Genomic DNA, 20,701 nt, shown 5'->3' with positions numbered 1-20,701 from the left:
CCAGCTTGGCGGAAACGGCGCACTACGCGGCGGGCTACATAGTCCGGTGCGCCGGATCCGCGGACAGCTGCGGGTGGAATCAGCCTGGCCGGCTCGCGCCGGCGAACGGCATCGAGTCCACTGGTCCGGTGCGCACGACGTCACCCGGCCTGGTGGCATGCACGATCTGGCCGTTGCCGATGTAGATGCCAACGTGGCTGATCGGGCTGTAGTAGAAAACGAGATCACCGGGTTGTAGCTGACTGCGCGACACCCGAGTGCCCACATTGATCTGCGACGACGATGAGCGCGGCAATGACACACCCGCCTGACGCCACGCCATCATGGTCAGCCCGGAGCAGTCCCATGCGCTCGGACCGGAGGCGCCCCACTTGTAGGGGTCTCCACGCTGAGCCATGGCGAAGTCAACAACCGCCTGAGCGTTGCCGGACGGCGGAGGGTCGTCTCCGCCGGGATCGTCGTCGGAGTCGTCTTGACCGTCGTTGCCGCGGTCGTTGTCGCCGCGGCTGGGGTCGTCGGCGCGCTCTTCGCGCTCGCGTTCCAGCTCACGTTCCCGCTCGAGCTCGCGCTGCCGACGCTCCTCTTCCAGGCGTTGGCGTTCTTCTTCCTCGAGCTCGTCGAGGATCTCCTCGGCTTCGGCGAGAGCCTTCTCGATCGCCGCGCGTTCTTCCTCGATCTCTTCTTCGATCGCGGTGCGGCGGGCAAGTTCCTCGTCAGCCGTCAGCTTGATCTGCTCGAGTTCGCGCGACTCATGTGTGACGTTCTCGATTTGTTGCGCTTGCTGCCGCGCATAAGCGTCAAGAATCGACGCGTGTGCGAGGTAACCGACGGGGTCGTCCGCGAGCAGGGTACGGATGGTGGGGTCGATGCCACCGGTCTGGTAGGTGGCTGCGGCATACCCGGCCATCTCGGCCGATGCGGCCGCGACCCGCTCCTCCTGCTTGGTGATGGCGTTGTCGGCCCGCTCGAGCCGCCGCTCCACCTCTTCGAGCTGTTCACCCGCTTGGTGATAGCGCTCGGTGGCCTTGGTGACCTCTTTGCCAAGCTCATCCACCCGTTGGGCGGCTTCTTCCAGCGTTGGTCTTGGATCCGCGTGCCCCACTTGGACCAACCCGACCCCCGCAACGACGGCTGCTGCGGCCGCACACAGGGCTATAAGGCTTCGCGGGAACTTACCTGACCGACTTTTGTGCTCAGGCACGCTGATCCTTCCGTTCATGTGGCTGGCAGCGGGCACCTGATGCGGGAGCCTAGCCAGCCGAGCGCACGTCAGGCAAACCCCTCGGCCAAGTTTCTACAAACTTTTTCCTGTCCGATTTGTCGTTTGACGCTTCTTCGGCCTCAACGAGCCGGAGCCGCAGCGGTGGAATCATGCCCGCATCTGCGAGAACACCGATGGCCTTCTGCTCGGCTGCGTCGAGATCAGGCATCTGGCCGCCGAGTAGGACATTCACCACACAGTCCGAACACGACAGGCCGCGCACCTCGCAACGATCGCAATCGATGAGCACGTTCTTACCTCCTGGCGTCGATGGGTGTCCCGGCCCGGCGGCCGCGATCTCCATGTCCGATGACGGTACGGCCCGCCACCGACAGGGTCGCGGCCGCACGTCGGCGCGGTAGCCCCCGGCGCTCTCCACCGAGGAGCGGATACCGCCGTCCAGGGCGTGGCGCGCCGAGGTTGTCGGTGCCGGCCCTTACGGTGCGTTTCATGGAGCGGCGACGGGTCGGGCAGACCAGAACGGGCGGTGGCTCAGCCTTGTATGGCGTGCAGGGAACCATCGACGAGATCGGGCTACCGCTGGCGTCCACGACATTCGTCGTCGTCGATTTGGAGACCACCGGCGGATCACCCAACACCTCGGAGATCACCGAGATCGGCGCGGTCAAGGTACGTGGGGGCGCCGTCGTCGGCACCTTCGCCACCCTGGTGCGCCCCACCGTCCCGGTGCCGCCGTTCATCGCCGTGCTGACCGGCATCACCGACGCCATGCTCGTAGACGCGCCGCCCATCTCGGCAGCCTTGCCAGCGTTCATGGAGTTCGCCCGCGGGTCGGTGCTGGTTGCGCACAACGCCCCGTTCGACATCGGCTTCCTACGCGCCGGCTGTGAGCAGCTCGGCATGGCGTGGCCACGGTTCCAGGTGCTGGACACCGCACGGCTGGCGCGCCGCGTCCTCGCCCGCGACGAAGCACACAACTGCAAGCTCTCCACACTCGCACAGCTGTTCCGGGCCACGACGATGCCCACGCACCGGGCCCTGGACGATGCCAAGGCGACGGTCGATGTCCTGCACGGCCTGCTCGAGCGGCTGGGCAACGTCGGCGTGCACACGGTAGAGGAACTCAGCCTCTGGCAGAGCACCGTCACCCCGGCACAACGGTCGAAGCGACACCTTGCCGAGCAGGTGCCCGCCGCACCGGGGGTGTACGTGTTCGCCGACGACGGCGGCCGGGCGTTATACGTCGGCAAGAGCAAGAACATGCGGACCAGGGTCCGCACCTACTTCACCGCCTCCGAGACCAGAACCCGGATGACCGAGATGATCGCCATCGCGTCATCGGTCACCGGCATCGAGTGCGCCACCAATCTCGAGGCCGAGGTTCGCGAGCTGCGGCTCATCGGCGAGCGCAAGCCGCGGTACAACCGCCGCTCCCGACATCCAGAGCGCGGAAGTTGGCTCAAACTCACCGTCGAGGCGTTCCCGCGGCTCTCGCTCGTTCGCCAGGTTCGCGACGACGGCGCGGTGTACCTCGGACCGTTCGGCTCCAAGCGCAACGCCGAGGCCGCCATGACCGCCGTACACGAGGCCATCCCGATCCGACAATGCACGCAGCGCCTGTCCCCACATCGCCCGGTATCCGCGTGCATCTTGGCGGACATGGGCCGGTGCGGAGCGCCCTGCTCCGGTGCCGAGAGCACGGACCAGTACGCGGTGCATGCCGAGGCAGTGCGCACCGCGTTCACCGGCGACCCGGAGACCGTGGTGCGCCGGCTGCGGGCCCGTATCGACGCACTCGCGGACCGGCAGCGTTATGAAGACGCTGCCTCACACCGAGACCGGCTGACCGCGTTCGTCCGAGCGGCGATGCGTTGCCAGCGTATGGGCGCGCTGGCCGCGGTACCCCAACTGGTCGCCGCCCGGCGGCTCGAGGCCGGCGGCTGGGAGTTGCACGTCATCAGGCATGCCCGGCTCGCTGCCGCCGGAACGTCACCCCCGGGCGCCGATCCACGTCCGTACGTGGACAGCCTGGTGGCCACGGCGGAGACCGTGGCTCCTCCACCGCCACCGCAGCCCGCCGGTACGGCGGAAGAGGCCGAGTGCATCCTGCGCTGGCTGGATTCGTCCGGGGTCCGCCTGGTCGAGGTGGACGGCTGCTGGTCGTTCCCGGCTCGCAGCGCGGCCACCTACGCCGACGTCGTGGCCGCGGCCGACGCTGACGCACTCGGCGCCCGGCCGTTCGCCGACCGCCGTGGGCTGCGCCCGGCCGGCTGACCCCTCGGCGTCTGTCCGGTCATGCCTTGTTCGTCGTCGTCGTCGACCCGTCGCCCACCCGGTGGATCAAATGGGTTCGACGTACGGCGCCCAGGGGCGCTCACCGGACGTGCCGGGTACTCCCCCATGCGCGGCCCACGGGCATCCACCCGCTCCGGTAGTGTCTGTACCGAGCGCACCCAGCTCTGACCCCTGAAGAGGAGACAGCTCGTGATCACCGCCATCGTGTTCATCCAGGCCGACGTCGCGCGCATCCCCGAGGTCGGCGAACACATCGCCGCGCTCGACGGCGTCAGCGAGGTCTACTCGGTGACCGGAGAGATCGATCTCGTCGCGCTGGTGCGCGTGCGCACCCACGAGGCCATCGCCGACGTCGTGGCCGACCGGCTGAACAAGATCGACGGTGTCCTGAACACCGAGACGCACATCGCGTTCCGCACGTACTCCCAACACGACCTCGAGGCGGCATTCGCGCTCGGCGCCGACGGCGACTGACCGATATCCGGCGCCGCCACGGACTCACGCCCCGGTGATCGTTGCCGGTTTCGTGTCGCTCCTCGCCGGTGATCGTCGCCGGTTTCGTGTCGTTCCTCGCCGGTGATCGTCGCCGGTTTCGTGTCGTTCCTCGCCGGTGATCGTCGCCGGTTTCGTGTCGTTCCTCGCCGGTGATCGTTGCCGGTTTCGTGTCGCCATAGCGACCGGATCTTGACTTCGATCACCGGGGGTGGCGCCGCGAACCGGCAACGATCACCGGGCGGCTGCCACCCAGCGTTCGAGCACTGCGGCTGCCGCACCCGAGTCGACCGCCGTCCGAGCTGTGTCCAAGCCAACCCGCAGCCGCTCGACCAGCGGCGCCCCCGAGGCGCCGAACGCGGCCAGTCCGGCAGCGGCGTTCAGCAACACTGCGTCGCGCACTGGTCCAGATTCGCCGGCCAACAGCTGCCGCGCCACGTCCGCGTTGTACGCCGCGTCTTTGCCGCGCAGGGCCTCGGCCCGGCCCGGCGGGATGCCGAGATCGCCGGGGTCGAACCGCTCGGCCGTGACCTGTCCGTCGTTGACGAGCCAGACGTCCGACGTCGTCGTGGTCGTGAGTTCGTCGAGACCGTCGTCGCCGCGGAAGACGAGAGCCGAAACGCCGCGCCGAGCCAGTACTCCCGCCACCACGGCGGCCATGCGGGGGTCTGACACGCCGACGGCCTGGGCAGTTGGGCGCCCAGGGTTGGCCAACGGCCCCAGAAGGTTGAACGGCGTCGGCACACCAAGCTCCCGGCGGATCGGACCGGTATGCCGCATCGCCGGATGGAAGGCCGGCGCGAAGCAGAACGTGATGCCGACCTCGTCGGCGACGGCCGCCACCCGTTCCGGTGGCAGGTCGAGACGGATGCCCAGCTCTTCCAGAACGTCCGCGGCCCCGCAGGCCGACGACGCTGCCCGGTTGCCGTGTTTGACGACCCGCACCCCAGCGCCGGCCGCCACGATGGCCGCCATGGTCGAGATGTTGACCGTGTTGGCGCGGTCGCCCCCAGTACCCACGATGTCCAGGGACGGCTGGGGGTTGTCGAAGGGCGTGGCATTGGCGTACATCGCCTCGACCAAGCCGTCCAGCTCTTCGGCGGTCTCTCCTTTGGCCCGCAAGGCGACCGCGAAACCTGCGACCTGCGCAGCCGTGGCCTCACCCCGCATGATCTCGTTCATGGCCCACGTCGTCGACGCGGCGGGAAGATCCTGCCGGTTCAGCAACGTGGACAGAACTTCGGGCCACCCAAGATGTGCCGTGGTCATGACACGGTCCGCAGTTCCAGCCGGCGACGCATGAGCTCGCCCACGGCCGACGCCACCGCCAGCGGGTCGAGGGGATGCGGCACGACGGCCTCCGCCTTCGACCACGCCGCCAGCCATGCGTCGTCCCGCCGCCCGATGAGGAGCACGATGGGCGGGGCCTGGAAGATCTCCTCCTTGGCCTGCCTGGCCACGCCCATACCGCCGATCGGGGTGGCCTCGCCGTCGAGTACCGCGACGTCGACGTCTCCGACTTCGAGCGCATCGATCACCGCAGCGTGGGTGGCTACCTCCGCGACTTCCACCTTCGGTAGATCCGCCGCCGGGCGACGACCGAGCGCGAGCCGAACTGTGTCGCGCGTAGCGCGGTCGTCGCTGTAGACGAGGATCTTCATCGTCGGCTCGGTGCTGGTCATCGAGTGGTCCTCGCTGGGCTCGGTCTGGGGCCGGCGAGGAGCGCGAATGCCGCGGAAGGCATCGGAAGCGTATGCTGTGTCCTGCGCCGGCGGGGTGTCATCCTCGATGGTACTGGCTCGCCCAACGGCGTGTCGGCGGGGCGGGGTCACGTCCGCGAAGAGCTAGCGACATAATGGCAGCGTGGCTTCCACGACTGCAGTTGATTCTGCCCTCCCACAGTCGCCGGTGCGACCGAATCTGACGTCGGTCGGCACCATCGTCTGGCTGTCCAGTGAGCTCATGTTCTTCGCGGCACTGTTCGCCATCTACTTCACGCTCCGGTCGAACGCGCCGGGTGTGTGGGACGAGCAGACTCAGCTGCTGAACGTGCCATTCGCTCTGACCATCACCACCGTGCTGGTGTTGTCGTCGGTCACCTGCCAGATCGGGGTGCTGGCCGCGGAACGCGGGCAGGTCGGGCGTACGGGCCGTCTTTTCCAGGTGAGCAAGTGGGGAATGCGTGAGTGGTTCATCCTCACGTTCCTCATGGGCGCGTTCTTCATCGCCGGCCAGAGCTATGAGTACGCCGAACTGGTACTGCACGAGGGCTTGACCCTGTCCAGCGACCCATACGGCTCCATCTTCTACCTGGCCACCGGCTTCCACGGCATTCACGTCACGCTTGGTCTGTTCGCGTTCCTCCTGGTCCTCGGCCGTACGTACATGACCAGCCGGTTCACTCACGAGCAGGCCACCAGCGCCATCGTCGTGTCCTACTACTGGCACTTCGTTGACGTCGTCTGGATCGCCCTGTTCCTCACCATCTACGTCATCCAGTGATGAGGAGAAACGTGTCTCGATCTTCTTCGGGTCGTCGTACCGGCGGGTGGTTCGGCCGGGTGTTGACGAGGCGGCGCCGGCATCCGCTGGCAGCGGTGACAGTGCTGCTCGTCGTCCTCCTCACCTGTGGCACCGCCTACGCCGCGTTCACGCCCTCTACGCAGTCCCCGCTCGGCCAAGCGACTGTCTCCCAGTCGACGCAGATCGAAGAGGGCAGGCAGCTGTTCGCCATCGGTTGCGCCTCCTGCCACGGGCTCAACGGTGAAGGTGAGATCCGCGACGACGGCACCGTGCTCGGGCCGTCGCTGGTAGGTGTCGGCGCCGCATCGGTGGACTTCCAGGTCGGCACCGGCCGGATGCCGATGGCCGCCCCAGGTGCCCAGGCTCCGGTTAAACCGGTCGCCTACAGCGACGAGCAGATCGCCGCGATGGCGGCCTTCGTCGCGTCGCTGGCGCCGGGCCCGGAGATCCCCACCGACGACATGCTCGACACCGAAGCTGAAGGGGTCGACATCGCCCGAGGCGGGCTGCTGTTCCGCACCAACTGCGCCCAGTGCCACAACACGTCCGGCCAGGGCGGCGCGCTCACCTATGGCCAAGAGGCACCACGGCTCACCGGCGTCGAACCCAAACACATCTACGAGGCGATGCTCACCGGCCCGCAGGCGATGCCGGTGTTCAACGACGAGCTCCTCGACGAGGACGACAAACGCGACATCATCGCGTTCCTCACGGCGATCAACGAGCAGCCCGATCCAGGTGGTCTCGGCATCGGTCGAGTTGGCCCGGTGTCCGAGGGCCTCTGGGCATGGCTGGTCGGGATCGGCGGGCTCATCGCGTTCGCCGCCTGGGTCGTCACCCGGTCGGCCGCGGCTCGTTCGGCTGAGAGGTCCTCGTCGTGACTACTTCGAAGAGCGAGGAAATGAGTTACCCGGTCGACCATCCTGAACACGCCGGCGAGCTGGAACACCGCGCGCCGGCCGGCGATCCTATTCCGGATCCTGGCTTGCACGATCCCGGGCCCCGGTACACCGACGTCAACCCGCAAGCTCAGAAGCGTGCCGACCGTCAAGTGGCGGGCATGTTCGGCCTCGCGTCGATCCTCATCATCGCGTCCATCGTGGCGTACGTCGCCTTCGAGATCGAGACACCCGAGGGTGTTCCGAACGTCGGCGAAGTCCAGGTGAGCAACTTCGCGCTGGGTATGACCCTCGGCCTGGCGCTGCTGCTGATCGGCCTCGGCGCCGTGCAATGGGCGCGCACATTGATGACCAGCCCCGAGTTCGCCGAGAACCGCAAGCCGCTGGTCAGCAGCGACGAGGTACGCCAAGCCACGTTGGAGAGTTTCAACACCGGCGCCGAGGAAACCCAGTTCGGGCGCCGCAAACTCATCCGCAACTCGCTGCTCGGCGCCATGGCGCTGCTCCCGCTGCCCGCCATCGTCTTGCTGCGTGATCTCGGGCCGCTGCCCGGCGACACCAAGGAGAACACGGTCTGGGCCGAGGGGGTGCGGCTGCTGACCGACGTGACCTACCAGCCCATCCGTCCGGCCCAGCTCGAGCTCGGACAGCTCGTCAACGTCATGCCGGCCACCTACCGGGACCTGCCCGACCACGGCCCGGCGAAGATCAACGAGCGGGCGAAGTCGCCGGTCATGCTCATCAGGATGCTCCCCGAGGAGCTCTCACCGTTCGACGACCGGGAGAATTGGCACGTCGACGGCATCATCGCCTACTCCAAGATCTGCACCCATGCCGGCTGCCCGATCAGCCTGTATGAGCGGACCACCCATCACATGCTCTGTCCTTGTCATCAGTCGACGTTCGACCTCGCCGACAACGGCAAGGTCGTCTTCGGCCCCGCCACCCGGCCTCTGCCGCAACTCCCGTTGGCAGTCGACAACGAGGGGTATTTGGTCGCGCAGAGCGACTTCACCGAGCCGGTCGGGCCGAGCTATTGGGAGCGCGGAACACGATGAGCACGACCACCAGAACCGGCAGCGACGTCAGTACTAGCAACAACGCGGTGCTCCAAGGCGCCGGCAAGGTCGTCGGCTTCGTCGATCAGCGGATTGCCGCCAACAACTGGCTCAAGCGCAACCTGCGGAAGATCTTCCCGGACCACTGGTCATTCCTCTTGGGTGAGATCGCGCTCTACAGCCTCATCTTGGTCCTCCTGTCGGGTGTGTTCCTCACCCTCTGGTTCAAGCCGTCGATGGCACACATCATCTACGACGGCGCCTACGTGCCTATGCGCGGCATCGGGATGTCCGAGGCGTACGCGTCCACCCTTCAGATCTCGTTCGAGGTCCGCGGTGGGTTGCTGATGCGCCAGATCCACCACTGGGGCACGCTGATCTTCATCGCAGCTATGTCGGTGCACATGCTGCGGATCTTCTTCACTGGTGCCTACCGCAAGCCACGGGAACTCAACTGGGTCATCGGCCTGTTGCTGCTCACCCTCGGCATCACCAACGGGTTCACCGGATACTCCCTTCCGGACGATCTGCTCTCCGGCACCGGATTGCGGATCATCGAGGCCGGCATCCTGGCGATTCCAGTTGTTGGTACCTATGTCTCGTACTTCCTCTTTGGTGGCGAGTATCCGGGCGAAGACATCATTTCCCGCTTCTATGCCATCCATATCCTGCTCGTACCCGGCTTGATCATCGCCTTGGTCACCGTGCACTTGATGCTGGTGTGGTACCAGAAGCACACCCAGTGGGCCGGTGCCGGCAAGACGGAGAAGAACGTCGTCGGTTACCCGTTCTTCCCCATCTACGTCGCCAAGGCCGGCGGGTTCACGTTCATCGTGTTCGGCTTCATCGTCCTGATGTCGGCGTTGATCCAGGTCAATCCCTTGTGGTTCTACGGACCATACGATCCGTCACAAGTCACGGCAGGTGTCCAACCCGACTGGTATGTCGGCTTCCTCGACGGCGCATTGCGAGTGATGCCGCCCTGGGAGTTCACCATCTTCGGCTATCACGTCACGCCCAGCGTGCTGTTGCCGGCCGTCATCTTGCCCGGGGTCCTACTGACCCTCCTGGCCCTCTACCCCTGGATCGAGCAGCGCATCACGGGCGACCGGCGCGAGCACCACATCCTGGAACGCCCGCGCAACGTCCCGGTGCGTACCGGCCTCGGTGTCGCGTTCATCGTGTTCTACATCTTGCTGTGGATCGCCGGTGGTAACGACTTCTTCGCCACCACCCTGCATATCCCAGTCAACTGGGTCTCTCGGTTCTTGCAGGTCAGCTTGATAGTGATGCCGCCGCTGGCGTTCTGGATCACTAAGCGCATCTGTCTCGGCTTGCAACGCCGCGACCGTGACAAGGTGCTGCACGGCATGGAGTCCGGCGTCATCATGGTCAGCCCCGAGGGTGAGTTCACCGAGCGCCACAGTCCGCTCTCGGCGGCGCAGGCCTACGCACTCACGGCACATGAGCGGCCACAGGTGCACGAAGCGGGCGCACCGACCGACGCCAACGGCATCCCCAACCCGAACTACAAACACGACCGTCGGCGTGCGCGCATCTCCCGGTTCTACTTCGGAGATGTGATCCCCAAACCCACCAGGGAAGAGCTCGAGCACGGCCACCACGGTCACGCGGAGCTCGAAGCACATTCCGGCAGCGACGCCACCAGCGATCAGCACTAGCCGGCACGCGCAGAGCGGCGAGAGGGCCGCATCCGTCAAGGGCGACGGATGCGGCCCTCTCGCTTATACACCGGCATCCGGGTAAGCCCGTCACGCGCCGCGCCCCGCGCGTTCAGCTCCGAATCAGGCGCTCAGCTCTGGATCAGGCGCTCAGCTCTGGATCAGGCGCTCAGCGTAGCGTTCAGGCCTCGCTCCCCTCCCCGCATCACCGCGGCGTGTCCCCAGGTGAACAGGGGCCGCAGCAGGGGCGCCGACAGGTTCATCCAACGACGGGTGGTCATCACGCGCCACGTCACTTCGATACGCGTACCGCGGGTACCATTCCGATCAGGCAGCTCGGCGAAGCCGACGAACGCCACCCCCGCGAGATCGCCACGGGTGGTCATCTCCACTCCGTGGCGTGCACGGACGTCGGTGACGAGCAGCTCGGTGTGTAGGCGATACCCCACCGGGCTCTGCCACGTGCAACGGGCGAGGCTCCCCACGAGCCCGTCGGTGCGCCGTACGTCGATATCGCGCAGCCGGGGCCACCAGTCAAGCCACTGCTGGCTCGGCGCCGCCAGGAACTCCCAGCAACGGCTCAGCGGCGCCTGGATGTGCCACACGGACCCGAACGTGTAACGACGCCCCATCATGGACCATGAGACTATACGGCCCGCCACACAGCCGGTGAAGCCCGCCCGGTGAACCAACGCCGACTCGGTCCCTCGCCAACAGTGGCCGCGGAGCTCGCACCACACGACACAACGGCGCCTGGCCGAGGCGTAATGCCTCGGCCAGGCGCCGTTGACGCTCTCCCGTCGCGGGCTCGGCGTCGGTGCTCGTCAGTGGGCGAAGTCGCCCCGGTAGTACTCGAAGACCCAGCCGATAACCGCGATAACCGACAAAGCCAGACCGATGATGAGGATGAACCAGGCAAACACCAGTCCGACGAAGACCACGGTGGTTGCGGCACCGGCCATCAGCGGCCACCACGAGTGCGGGCTGAAGAAGCCGTACTCGCCGGCGAGTTCTTCGATCTCGCCATCCTGCCGGTCTTCGGGGCGTGGTCCGAGCCGGCGGGCCAGCAACATGAAATAGAACGCGATCATGGCCCCGAGCCCGAACGTCAGGGTCAGCGCCGTCGTCCCCGTGGGGTCTTTGGACATGAACCAGTAGATCGGCGTGACCACCGCCAGGAAGACGGCGACGACGACGAAGATGAACGCTTCGATCTTCACTGCTCGTCCTCCCGCTTGTTGTCCTCACGACTCTGCTGGTGGGTGTCGCCGTCGTCATCGGCCACGTCATCCGGGGCACCAGCCTCACCGACCAGCTGCACGTCGGCCGGGCCGAGGACTTCGACCATGACTCCCGCGGTGGTGGGTTTCAACTGCGACTCCGCAGCCACCTCGGGGTATTTGAGGTCGAATGCCGGCCGCTCGCTTCGGATGCGCGGCAAAGACGTGAAGTTGTGCCGTGGCGGTGGCGATGACGTGGCCCACTCGAGGGACTGGCCCCAGCCCCATGGGTCGTCCGCGGCCACCTTGGGCGACAGCCGAGACTTCCACACGTTCCATAGGAAGGGCAGGGTGGATACACCTAGCACGAAGGCGCCAATGGTTGACACCTGGTTCAGCCCGGTGAATCCATCCTCTGGTAGGTAGTCCGCGTACCGGCGCGGCATACCGTCGACACCCAGCCAGTGCTGGACGAGGAAGGTGAGGTGGAACCCGACGAACAACAACCAGAAGTGGATCTTGCCGAGCCGCTCGTCGAGCATGCGTCCGGTCCACTTCGGCCACCAGAAGTAGAAGCCGGCGAACATCGCGAATACCACAGTGCCGAACACCACGTAGTGGAAGTGCGCGACGACGAAGTACGAGTCGGACACGTGGAAGTCAAGTGGTGGCGAGGCGAGGATGACGCCGGTCAGCCCACCGAGCAAGAACGTCACCATGAACCCGAGCGCGAACAGCATCGGTGTCTCGAACGTCACCGAACCGCGCCACATGGTGCCGATCCAGGCGAAGAACTTCAACCCAGTAGGCACCGCGATCAGCATGGTCATCGCCGCGAAGAACGGTAGATTGACCGCCCCGGTGACATACATATGGTGTGCCCACACCGTCACGGACAGCGCCGCGATGGACAACGTGGCCAGGACCAGGCCTTTGTATCCGAAGATCGGTTTTCGGCTGAACACCGGGATGACCTCGGTGATGATCCCGAAGAACGGCAACGCGATGATATAGACCTCGGGATGGCCGAAGAACCAGAACAGGTGTTGCCAGAGGACCGCACCACCGGCCGACGGATCGAAGATGTGGGTGCCGAAGTTGCGGTCCGCGAACAGCGCGAACAACGCCGCCGCCAGCAGCGGGAACGCGATGATCACCAGAATGCTGGTGACCAGGATGTTCCACGTGAAGATCGGCATCCGGAACATCGTCATACCCGGCGCACGCATACACACGACGGTGGTGATGAAGTTGACCGCGCCGAAAATGGTGCCGAAGCCGCTCATAGCAAGGCCCGCCACCCAGAGGTCACCGCCGACATGTGCGGTATAGACCGAGTTGGACAGCGGCGTATAAGCGAACCACCCGAAGTCTGCCGCGCCGCCGGGGGTGATGAAACCGGCGACGACGATCAGACCACCGAACACGAACAGATAGAAGCTGAACAGATTCAGCCGTGGGAATGCGACGTCAGGCGCACCTATCTGCAGCGGCACGATGATGTTGCCGAACCCGATGAACAGCGGCGTGGCGAACAACAGCAGCATGATGGTGCCATGCATGGTGAACAGCTGGTTGAAGAAGCCGTCGCTGACCACGTCGCGGCCCGGCGAGAACAGCTCCAGCCGGATCACCAGGGCCAACACGCCGCCGATCAAGAAGAACCCGAACGACGCGATGAGGTACATGTAGCCGATCACCTTGTGATCGGTGGATGACAGCCAGCGCACTCCCATGCTGCCCTTGCGGTGCTGGGAGGGTTTGGGCTGCGGCGCGCCAGCGGAGTCAGCGCGCTCGACGAATGTGGTCACTGGTCACTCCCGGCCTCGTTGAGCGGCGTCTCCGAGTACGCGCCCCGCAACGGAGCGTCGATCTGGCCAGACTGGCCAGCCTGCCGCAGAGCCTCCATCTGTGCCTCGAACTCTTCCGCCGAGACCACTTCGACGTTGAAGAGCATGCGGGAGTGGTACACACCGCATAGCTCCGCGCACTTACCGGCGTAGGTGCCTTCCTTGTTGGGCGTCACCTGGAAGCTGTTGGTGCGTCCCGGGACGACGTCCTGCTTCATGTAGAACTGCGGCACCCAGAAAGAGTGGATGACGTCCGGCGAGTCGAGCTCGAACCGGACCGTCTGGTCGACCGGGAGGTACAGCGTCGGGATCTCCGTGGTGGTGCCGATGTCGTACACGTCTTCGTCGACGTAGTTGAACGTCCACGACCACTGTTGCCCGATCACCCCGACCGTCACGTCCGCCGGTGCCGACTCGTCCAGGATGTCGTCCTGGTGCCGAACCGTGAAGAAGAAGAGGACACCGATGACGATCAACGGAGTGACCGTGTAGAGGAACTCGATCGGCATGTTGAACCGCGTCTGCCGCGGTAGCTCGTCATTGCGCTTTCGGTAGGCGATGGCCGCCCAGAGGATCAGCCCCCAGACCAGCACTCCGACGACCAGCGCAGCCACCCACGACCCAACCCAGAGGTCGCCGATCAGCGGTGCTTGCTCGGTGACACCCTCGGGTAGCCCCCAGCGTTGCCACTGCCCGGAGGCGTCCGCAGCGCAGCCGCTTAGTGCCAATACCGCGCCCACCGCGGCGGACGCAGCCATAACTCTGCGACGCACCGGGCGAACTCTTTCATCCTGACCCACGAGGCGCCCTTCCACGCATAGACCCGCCCCGGTTACCGCCGTCCAACCCGAAATAGGCATGGAAGGGGCCCAGGCACGCTTCTGTTGTCGACGCCCACCCTAACGGTTGTGCACTCACGATCAGGCAGGAGGTCCCTGGTTACGGTATGTGTCGTGAGTACGGTACGTACGGAAGCCACCACCCCGACCAGCGCCACCCATCTCGACGCAGCGTCGACCGAGCCGTTACACCCTGCTGCGCGGGAGGTCTGGCTCACCGCGGTGGATGAAGGCTGGGCCGATCCGGCTCGGCTGTACGGTTCGGCGCGCCGCGCCCGGGTGTTACTGGACAACGCCCGCGAGGTGATCGCCGCTGTATTCCGGGCCCGGCCGGATGAGATCTCGTTCACCACCAATGGCACCCAGGCGGTGCACCTCGGTGTGCTGGGGACGCTCCAGGCGCGGCGGCGGGTCGGCACCCAGGTGGTGGCGTCGGCGGTGGAGCACTCGTCCGTTCTCCATGCAGCGAGCGGGGCGACGGCTCGTTTGGTGGGCGTCGACAACACTGGTCGCGTCGATCCCGAACGGTTTGCGTCCATGCTGGATTCGGAGACCGCCCTAGCCTGTCTGCAATCAGCCAACCACGAGGTAGGGACGGTCCAGCCGGTGGAGGCCGTCGCCGCGGCATGCCACCTGCATGGCGTCCCGTTGCTCGTGGATGCCGCGCAGACGGCAGGTCGTGCTCCACTGCCGGGCGGATGGTCCGTCCTGACCGCCAGCGCACACAAATGGGGCGGGCCGCCGGGTGTCGGGGTACTCGCCGTTCGCCGGGATTCCCGATGGACCCCTCCTCTGCCCGAGGACGAGCGCGAAGGTGGCCGGGTGCCGGGCTTCGAGAACGTGCCGGGAGTCCTCGCTGCCGCGGCGGCGTTACGCGCCCGGACCGAAGAGGCCGACCACCTCGCCAGCCAGCAGTGGACGCTGGTCGAGAAGATCCGCCACGAGATCCCCGAGCGCATTCCCGACGTCGAGGTGGTCGGCCATCCCGACGAGCGGCTCCCTCACCTCGTCACGTTTTCCTGCTTGTACGTCAACGGGGAGGCCCTGGTGACCGAACTCGACCGCGCCGGGTTCGCGGTCTCCAGCGGTTCGTCGTGTACGGCCAGTACCTTGCGGCCCAGCCATGTTCTCGAGGCCATGGGGGTGCTGACTCATGGCAACGTCCGGGTGTCGCTGACCAGAAACACCACCGCCGACGACGTCGGGCGATTTCTCGACGTCGTGCCCGGCGTCGTCGCCCGGCTACGCGCGGATGCGGGAATGTGAGAAATGACCATTTTCACCCGCGCGGGGGCCACGATCGATCCAGCGGGAGGCCGGAATGTCTGATGCGCCGCACTTGGTGCTCGACTGTCGGGGGATGCGCTGTCCGCTGCCGGTGATCCAGCTGGCCAAGCGGATCGGCGACGTACCTGTCGGCGGCGTAGTACAGGTGATCGCCGACGATCCAGCGGCGGCCAGCGACATCCCGGCCTGGTGCCGGATGCGCCACCACCACTACGTCGGCCAGGAGGCCGTGCCCGTAGCCGACGGTGACTCCGCTGGTCCGGCGGGCCCGGCGGTTGGCACCAACGATGCCTCCCGGCCGGGCCGGGCTCTGTGGCCTGCTTACCTCGTCCGTCGTATGCAATGAGGGCGCTCGGCCCGCCGTTGATCACCCGCCATTTCCGGTGATCGTTGCCGGCTTTCCGCCCACCACCACCGTGATCGTTGCCGGTTTCTGGTCGTCATAGCGACCCGATCTGGGCTTCGATCACCGGTGGGTAGCGACGCGAATCCGGCGACGATCACCGGGGTTGAGGGGCGCCACGGTGGAACGCGTCGGCGCGGTGGAACGGGGTCGACTCAGTGGAACGAGTCGCCGCAGGCACACGAACCCGTGGCGTTGGGGTTGTCGATGGTGAACCCCTGCTTCTCGATGGTGTCGACGAAGTCGATCGTGGCGCCGGTCAGGTACGGCGCACTCATCCGGTCTACCACCAGATTCACGCCGCTGAACTCCTGTACGACGTCCCCGTCGAGGGATCGCTCGTCGAAGAAGAGCTGGTAGCGCAGGCCGGAACAACCCCCCGGCTGAACAGCGATGCGCAGCTGGAGGTCGTCGCGCCCTTCCTGATCGAGCAGGGCCTTGACCTTGCTGGACGCCTGCTCGGTCAGCACGACGTCGCTGGCAGTCTGTTCCTGAACCGTCATCGTTGCTTCTCCTGACGAATATGGGACTACGTCTTTATCGTCCAACGTGCGCGGACGCACGGACATTCCTTACCGTGGGAGCCAGTCTACGAGGTCACATGGTGCGGTGTGGAGATCCGTACGACGCCCTGGCCGTCGACGACGCGACGGGTTGGCGCCGGACCCCCGTCAACGCCGGCTCCAGGTCTTCGCCACCCGCTCGGCCAGGGCTGCCAAACTCTGTGCCGGCCGGGCGAACGCTTCTTCCTCCCCGACCACGTCCACCAGCGAATACGCTGCCTCGATGCCGTTGGCGCGCAGCTCTCGGTTGCCCACCTCAACCACACCGGCCAGAACGATACACGGGCGCATCGCCGCCCCCGCCAGCTCGGCCACCCCGACCGGCACCTTGCCATCCATCGACTGCCAGTCGAGCTTGCCCTCACCTGTCACGATGACATCGGAGGCCGCCACCAGGTCGGGCAGCTCCACGGCTTGCGCAACCGTCGTGAACCCCGGCTCGCGCCGGCCACCGAGCAACAACAACGCGTACCCGAGTCCACCCGCGGCCCCCGCACCTTTCCAGTTGGCGACGTCCCGGCCGGCGACATCGGCGAACGCCGTCAGCGCGGCGTCGGCAGCCAGCTTGGCTTCGTCACCGACGATCCCTTTCTGTTCGCCGAAGACGTTGGTGGCTCCGCGCAACCCAAGCAACGGGTTGTCCACGTCCGACGCGGCGACGAGTTCCACGCCGGCCAGGCGGGCCCGCGCGGCGTCGAGATTAACCGACCGCACGTCGGCCAGCCTCTCCGGGCCACCGGCCAACACCCCAGCGGGCTCCGACGTCGCACCTAGCGCGGCCAACAGGCCTGCCCCGCCGTCGTTGGTTCCCGATCCGCCCAGACCGACGACCACCCTGGTGGCGCCGGCGTCAATGGCCGCGGAGATCAACTCACCCACGCCATAGGTGGATGCCCGGCTCGAGACGCCAGGTAATGGCGTTCGGCCGTCGTCTTCGGTGGGCAGCAGCGCCAACCCGCAGGCCTGGGCCGATTCGATGTAGGCCGTCTCCCCTGCGACCAGGAGAGTTGCCGGGACCGGCACGCCGATGGGCCCCCGGACCGTGACCGCCAGAATCTGCCCGCCCACGCTGGCGTGCAGAACGTCCACGAACCCCGGGCCCCCGTCGGCCATCGGTGCGGTGACGACCTCCGCGTCCGGTGCGGTACGCGACCATCCCTCCGCCATCGCCTGGGCCGCCTCGACCGCCGTCAACGTCCCTGCAAACTTGTCCGGTGCCATGAGGATGCGCATACCGCAGAGTGTGCCCTAGTGCCGTGCACCGGAATTCCGTGCGTCCGAATGTGGTGGCCCTGTGGCACCATCGAGCGACGACGAGCAGCCCAGGAGCATCATGCGGATCAGACCGATGCGCACCGCCGACATCGACGCGGCCGAACGGGTCACGGCCCAGGCGTTCGCTCCCAGCCCGCCACGAGAACACACCGGTAGCCTCGACGACACCGCGGCGGCACCCGGCCAGCGTCCGCCGCTCGCCCGGCAACGATGGACCGCCCGGCTCGCCCACTTCCTCAGCACCGACCCCGACGGAGCATGGGTTGCCGACGCCGGCGACGACATCGTCGGCATCGCCGTCGCCGTCCGCCGCGATCTGCTCTGGATCCTGTCCAGTTATGCCGTCGCCCCAGGTCACCAGGGCCGCGGCATCGGCAAAGCACTCCTCGATGCCGCCCTTGCCTACGGCGCCGGCTGCCTACGAGGCGCGGTATGTGCGCTGCCGGATCCACGGGCGCTGCGCCGATACCGGCAGGCCGGCTTCACCCTGCACCCGACGATGCGCCTCGTCGGCGTCGTCGATCACGACGTCGTGCCCGACATTAATGGCGTACGGGTGGGCTCGCAGGCGGATCTCGAACTCGTCGACTCGGTCGACCGCCAGATCCGCGGCGCCACCCACCGGCCCGACCACGGCATCATGGCTGGCTACGGCCCGCTCCTCGTCTGCGACACGCTGACCGGCAGTGGATACACCTACCTCGACCGGTCCGGGGTGGGTCTGCTGGCCGCCACTCGGCGAGGTGTCGCCCAGCGGCTGTTGTGGGCGGCATTGGCGCAACAGCCGCCCGGTACGGAGGTCATCATCCGCTACCTCACCGCCGACCAGGAATGGGCGGTGGACGTCGGGCTCGCGGCCGGGTTGCGGATCGAAGCCGAGGGCTTCCTGGCGCTGCGGCACATGCGACCGCCGACGCCTTACGTCCCGTCCGTCCCGTTCGGCTGACGGGATCCGCCTCGGCCAGGTCGTCGAGAGTTCCACCCGGCTTTTCGAGTTGCCCGGCCGGACGACTCGAACACCAGCGGCGGCAGGTTCAGCGGCCCAGACCAGGGTCATCGCCGCGAGCGGCGCGCCGGATGTCTTCCACGGCGGAATCGATCTGCACGGCCACCCCGGTATCGATCCGGGTGTCGTGTGCCAACGACCGCAGCGCCTGCTCTGCCACTCCGACGGCACGCTCAAGTCGGTGATTCTGTTCGGCCAGCACCTCAGCCCGGCGTTGCGCCTCGTCAGCACGGCGCTGAGCCGACGACGCGAACCCGAAGGCAGCCACCACGGCCACGAGCACGAGGGCGGCCAGCATGGCGGTCATCACACTGGGAAGTGTGCCATCTATCAGGCGGTTGCCACTATCGTCCTATGTAGAGGCAGCTGCCCGTGAAAGTGAGGCGTCGTCACGTGACCGTCACCGACCCAGAGCCCGCTACTCCCCTGCCGCTACTCATCCTCGGCCGCGGCGCCGACCCGGCAACCGAGCGCGGCGTCGAGTGTCCAGGGGACCTACCGGCGGCAAGTGACCCCGACCTGGTCGACCGCGCACGGCGGGCGCGCGACGCACTGGGCGAGCGAGCATTCCTCCTCGGGCACCACTACCAGCGCGACGAGGTCATCCAGTTCGCCGACGTCACCGGCGACTCGTTCAAACTCGCCCGTGACGCCGCCGCCCGCCCGGACGCGGAGTTCATCATCTTCTGCGGCGTGCACTTCATGGCCGAATCCGCCGACATCCTCACCGGCGACCACCAGCAGGTGATCCTCCCAGACCTGGCAGCCGGCTGTTCCATGGCCGACATGGCCCGGATCGTGCAGGTCGAGGACGCCTGGGCACGGTTGGCCGACGCCGGAGTCGCGTCGTCGACCGTCCCGATCACCTACATGAACTCCTCCGCCGACATCAAGGCCTTCGTCGGACGCAACGGTGGAGCGGTGTGCACCTCGTCGAACGCGCGCCGCGCTTTGGAATGGGCCTTCGAGCACGGCGAGAAGGTGCTGTTCTTCCCCGATCAGCATCTGGGCCGCAACACCGCCGTGCTGCAAATGGGGCTGACGCTCGAGGACTGCGTCGTCATCGACCCCCACAAACCGGACTTCGGCGTCACCGACGACGAACTGCGCCAGGCGACGATGCTGCTGTGGAAAGGGCACTGTTCCGTGCACGGCCGGTTCACCGTGGACGCGGTACGCGAGGTGCGCGAACGTATCCCGGGCGTCAACGTGCTCGTCCACCCCGAGTGCAAATACGAGGTGGTCACCGCCGCCGACTACATCGGCTCCACCGAGTACATCATCAAGATGATCGACGACGCTCCGGCCGGGTCGGCATGGGCTGTCGGCACCGAACTGAACCTGGTCAAGCGGCTGGCCGAACGGCATCAGGACAAGCAGGTGGTCTTCCTGGACCGCAACGTCTGCTTCTGTTCGACGATGAACCGCATCGATCTGCCGCACCTCGTATGGGCGATGGAAAGCCTGGTCGAGGGGCGGGTGGTCAATCGCATCCAGGTCGACGCCGACACCACCCACTGGGCCGGCGTCGCACTCGATCGCATGCTGGCGCTGCCCGGCACCGCGCCCGCTCAAGACTAGCCACCCCGTTTGCGCACCTGATCGTCGTTTTGTCACCTGATCATTTCCACGGAGGCGATCAGGTGCGCTGACCGACGCGTTGGCCGACTCTCGTATGTCAGGTGATTGTTGACACCGGCGTGTCGGGACATCGCGCACTGCGCTACCGCCAGATGGCGTTAAAGCCCGAATCCGGCCCTTAACCCCATCTGGCGGTAGCGCAGTCCGGAACAGAGCAGCACGGTTCCGCACCGCAAAGGGAAACGTGGTAATTGTCCGGGCAACGGCAAGGAGGCTTACTGCGGCCTTCGCACTGGGCACAAGGACGCTTACTATCGCCAGCGCGACAACAACAGTGGATGCTCTGACGATCAGATGCATGCCTCGCTACCGCACACGTTGTCCTGTTTCGGGACATCGCTGACAGTTGATGTCTCGGGACATCGCTGACACCTGAATTGTTGTGGACTGTGTGTTCATGACGGGGAGAGTGGCAGCGATGGATATCAGGATGGCCGCGGCGTTGG

At 66.4% G+C, this 20,701-nt stretch carries 20 protein-coding genes and 1 pseudogene; 10 read left to right on the top strand and 11 right to left on the bottom strand.

The genetic code is table 11. The features are described from left to right. Window positions 1-79 precede the first annotated feature (79 nt). Window positions 80-1,054 (bottom strand): C40 family peptidase, encoded by a 975-nt coding sequence (locus G8760_RS23460; protein ID WP_166355271.1) that lies wholly within the window; start codon window positions 1,052-1,054, stop codon window positions 80-82. A gap of 196 nt (window positions 1,055-1,250) precedes the next feature. Next, a complete protein-coding gene (locus G8760_RS23455) occupies window positions 1,251-1,565 on the bottom strand; it encodes a hypothetical protein (protein ID WP_207782662.1) in 315 nt (104 codons plus the stop codon). Window positions 1,566-1,711: 146 nt separating this feature from the next. On the opposite strand from G8760_RS23455, the gene G8760_RS23450 reads away from it, so the two are divergent. Together G8760_RS23450 and G8760_RS23445 are read left to right on the top strand one after the other, a co-directional pair. After that, on the top strand, window positions 1,712-3,496 hold the full coding sequence (locus tag G8760_RS23450) for a DEDD exonuclease domain-containing protein (protein ID WP_166355270.1): 1,785 nt from the start codon (window positions 1,712-1,714) through the stop codon (window positions 3,494-3,496). A 210-nt stretch (window positions 3,497-3,706) separates the two neighbouring features. Continuing rightward, the gene (locus G8760_RS23445; protein ID WP_166355269.1) at window positions 3,707-3,991 is read left to right on the top strand and encodes an Lrp/AsnC family transcriptional regulator; all 285 of its coding nucleotides are present in this window, start codon (window positions 3,707-3,709) and stop codon (window positions 3,989-3,991) included. Between the two features lie 252 nt (window positions 3,992-4,243). On the opposite strand, the gene trpD is transcribed toward G8760_RS23445, so the two are convergent. Together trpD and G8760_RS23435 are read right to left on the bottom strand one after the other, a co-directional pair. Next, window positions 4,244-5,278, bottom strand: a complete 1,035-nt coding sequence (trpD, locus tag G8760_RS23440; protein WP_166355255.1) for an anthranilate phosphoribosyltransferase — start codon at window positions 5,276-5,278, stop codon at window positions 4,244-4,246. Beyond that, a complete protein-coding gene (locus tag G8760_RS23435; RefSeq protein ID WP_166355268.1) occupies window positions 5,275-5,691 on the bottom strand; it encodes a response regulator transcription factor in 417 nt (138 codons plus the stop codon). Before G8760_RS23435 ends, trpD begins: the two co-directional genes overlap by 4 nt. A 226-nt stretch (window positions 5,692-5,917) precedes the next feature. Between G8760_RS23435 and ctaE the strand changes: the two genes are divergently transcribed. Genes ctaE through qcrB form a run of 4 tightly spaced genes read left to right on the top strand, consistent with a single transcriptional unit; the run spans window position 5,918 to window position 10,171 of the window. Next, window positions 5,918-6,511: an aa3-type cytochrome oxidase subunit III gene (gene ctaE / locus G8760_RS23430; protein ID WP_281355179.1), complete on the top strand. Its 594-nt coding sequence runs from the start codon at window positions 5,918-5,920 to the stop codon at window positions 6,509-6,511. A gap of 11 nt (window positions 6,512-6,522) precedes the next feature. After that, on the top strand, window positions 6,523-7,413 hold the full coding sequence (qcrC, locus tag G8760_RS23425; protein WP_246222665.1) for a cytochrome bc1 complex diheme cytochrome c subunit: 891 nt from the start codon (window positions 6,523-6,525) through the stop codon (window positions 7,411-7,413). Continuing rightward, on the top strand, window positions 7,410-8,489 hold the full coding sequence (qcrA, locus tag G8760_RS23420; protein ID WP_207782652.1) for a cytochrome bc1 complex Rieske iron-sulfur subunit: 1,080 nt from the start codon (window positions 7,410-7,412) through the stop codon (window positions 8,487-8,489). Before qcrC ends, qcrA begins: the two co-directional genes overlap by 4 nt. Continuing rightward, entirely contained in the window at window positions 8,486-10,171 is a 1,686-nt protein-coding gene (gene qcrB, locus G8760_RS23415) for a cytochrome bc1 complex cytochrome b subunit (RefSeq protein ID WP_166355266.1), read from the top strand. The genes qcrA and qcrB overlap by 4 nt, the downstream gene beginning before the upstream one ends. Window positions 10,172-10,332: 161 nt before the next feature. Here qcrB and G8760_RS23410 read toward each other — a convergent pair whose 3' ends face one another. The 4 genes from G8760_RS23410 to ctaC all read right to left on the bottom strand — a co-directional run bounded on the left by G8760_RS23410 (window position 10,333) and on the right by ctaC (window position 14,014). After that, window positions 10,333-10,806 carry an SRPBCC family protein gene (locus G8760_RS23410; protein WP_166355265.1) on the bottom strand — a complete coding sequence of 158 codons (474 nt, stop codon included), beginning with the start codon at window positions 10,804-10,806 and terminating at the stop codon, window positions 10,333-10,335. Between the two features lie 189 nt (window positions 10,807-10,995). Continuing rightward, window positions 10,996-11,391 (bottom strand): cytochrome c oxidase subunit 4, encoded by a 396-nt coding sequence (locus G8760_RS23405; RefSeq protein ID WP_166355264.1) that lies wholly within the window; start codon window positions 11,389-11,391, stop codon window positions 10,996-10,998. Further along, a complete protein-coding gene (gene ctaD, locus G8760_RS23400) occupies window positions 11,388-13,127 on the bottom strand; it encodes an aa3-type cytochrome oxidase subunit I (RefSeq protein WP_166355338.1) in 1,740 nt (579 codons plus the stop codon). Before ctaD ends, G8760_RS23405 begins: the two co-directional genes overlap by 4 nt. 71 nt (window positions 13,128-13,198) lie before the next feature. Then, window positions 13,199-14,014, bottom strand: coding sequence for an aa3-type cytochrome oxidase subunit II (gene ctaC / locus G8760_RS23395; RefSeq protein ID WP_207782651.1), 816 nt, complete (start codon window positions 14,012-14,014; stop codon window positions 13,199-13,201). Between the two features lie 180 nt (window positions 14,015-14,194). On the opposite strand from ctaC, the gene G8760_RS23390 reads away from it, so the two are divergent. Both G8760_RS23390 and G8760_RS30980 read left to right on the top strand, forming a co-directional pair. Continuing rightward, on the top strand, window positions 14,195-15,346 hold the full coding sequence (locus G8760_RS23390) for a cysteine desulfurase family protein (RefSeq protein ID WP_166355262.1): 1,152 nt from the start codon (window positions 14,195-14,197) through the stop codon (window positions 15,344-15,346). Window positions 15,347-15,401: 55 nt separating this feature from the next. Continuing rightward, window positions 15,402-15,614 (top strand): annotated as a pseudogene (locus G8760_RS30980) (sulfurtransferase TusA family protein); the annotation flags it as partial. Between the two features lie 311 nt (window positions 15,615-15,925). Here G8760_RS30980 and erpA read toward each other — a convergent pair. Together erpA and G8760_RS23375 are read right to left on the bottom strand one after the other, a co-directional pair. Then, window positions 15,926-16,273, bottom strand: a complete 348-nt coding sequence (gene erpA / locus G8760_RS23380; protein ID WP_166355260.1) for an iron-sulfur cluster insertion protein ErpA — start codon at window positions 16,271-16,273, stop codon at window positions 15,926-15,928. A gap of 168 nt (window positions 16,274-16,441) precedes the next feature. Continuing rightward, a complete protein-coding gene (locus tag G8760_RS23375; protein WP_166355259.1) occupies window positions 16,442-17,566 on the bottom strand; it encodes a glycerate kinase family protein in 1,125 nt (374 codons plus the stop codon). 100 nt (window positions 17,567-17,666) lie between these two features. Here G8760_RS23375 and G8760_RS23370 point away from each other — a divergent pair, with 100 nt between their 5' ends. Further along, window positions 17,667-18,554: a GNAT family N-acetyltransferase gene (locus tag G8760_RS23370; RefSeq protein ID WP_166355258.1), complete on the top strand. Its 888-nt coding sequence runs from the start codon at window positions 17,667-17,669 to the stop codon at window positions 18,552-18,554. A gap of 88 nt (window positions 18,555-18,642) precedes the next feature. Here the strand turns inward: G8760_RS23370 and G8760_RS23365 are convergent, their stop codons facing one another. Next, window positions 18,643-18,924: a hypothetical protein gene (locus tag G8760_RS23365; protein WP_166355257.1), complete on the bottom strand. Its 282-nt coding sequence runs from the start codon at window positions 18,922-18,924 to the stop codon at window positions 18,643-18,645. An 83-nt stretch (window positions 18,925-19,007) separates the two neighbouring features. Here G8760_RS23365 and nadA point away from each other — a divergent pair, with 83 nt between their 5' ends. Continuing rightward, the gene (gene nadA, locus G8760_RS23360) at window positions 19,008-20,195 is read left to right on the top strand and encodes a quinolinate synthase NadA (RefSeq protein WP_166355256.1); all 1,188 of its coding nucleotides are present in this window, start codon (window positions 19,008-19,010) and stop codon (window positions 20,193-20,195) included. Window positions 20,196-20,701 lie beyond the last annotated feature (506 nt).

It is taken from the genome of Phytoactinopolyspora limicola, from assembly GCF_011320225.1.
GTDB lineage: Bacteria > Actinomycetota > Actinomycetes > Jiangellales > Jiangellaceae > Phytoactinopolyspora > Phytoactinopolyspora limicola.
The sequence above is the reverse complement of the archived record's forward strand: the minus strand, read 5'-3'. Positions and strand labels throughout refer to the sequence as shown.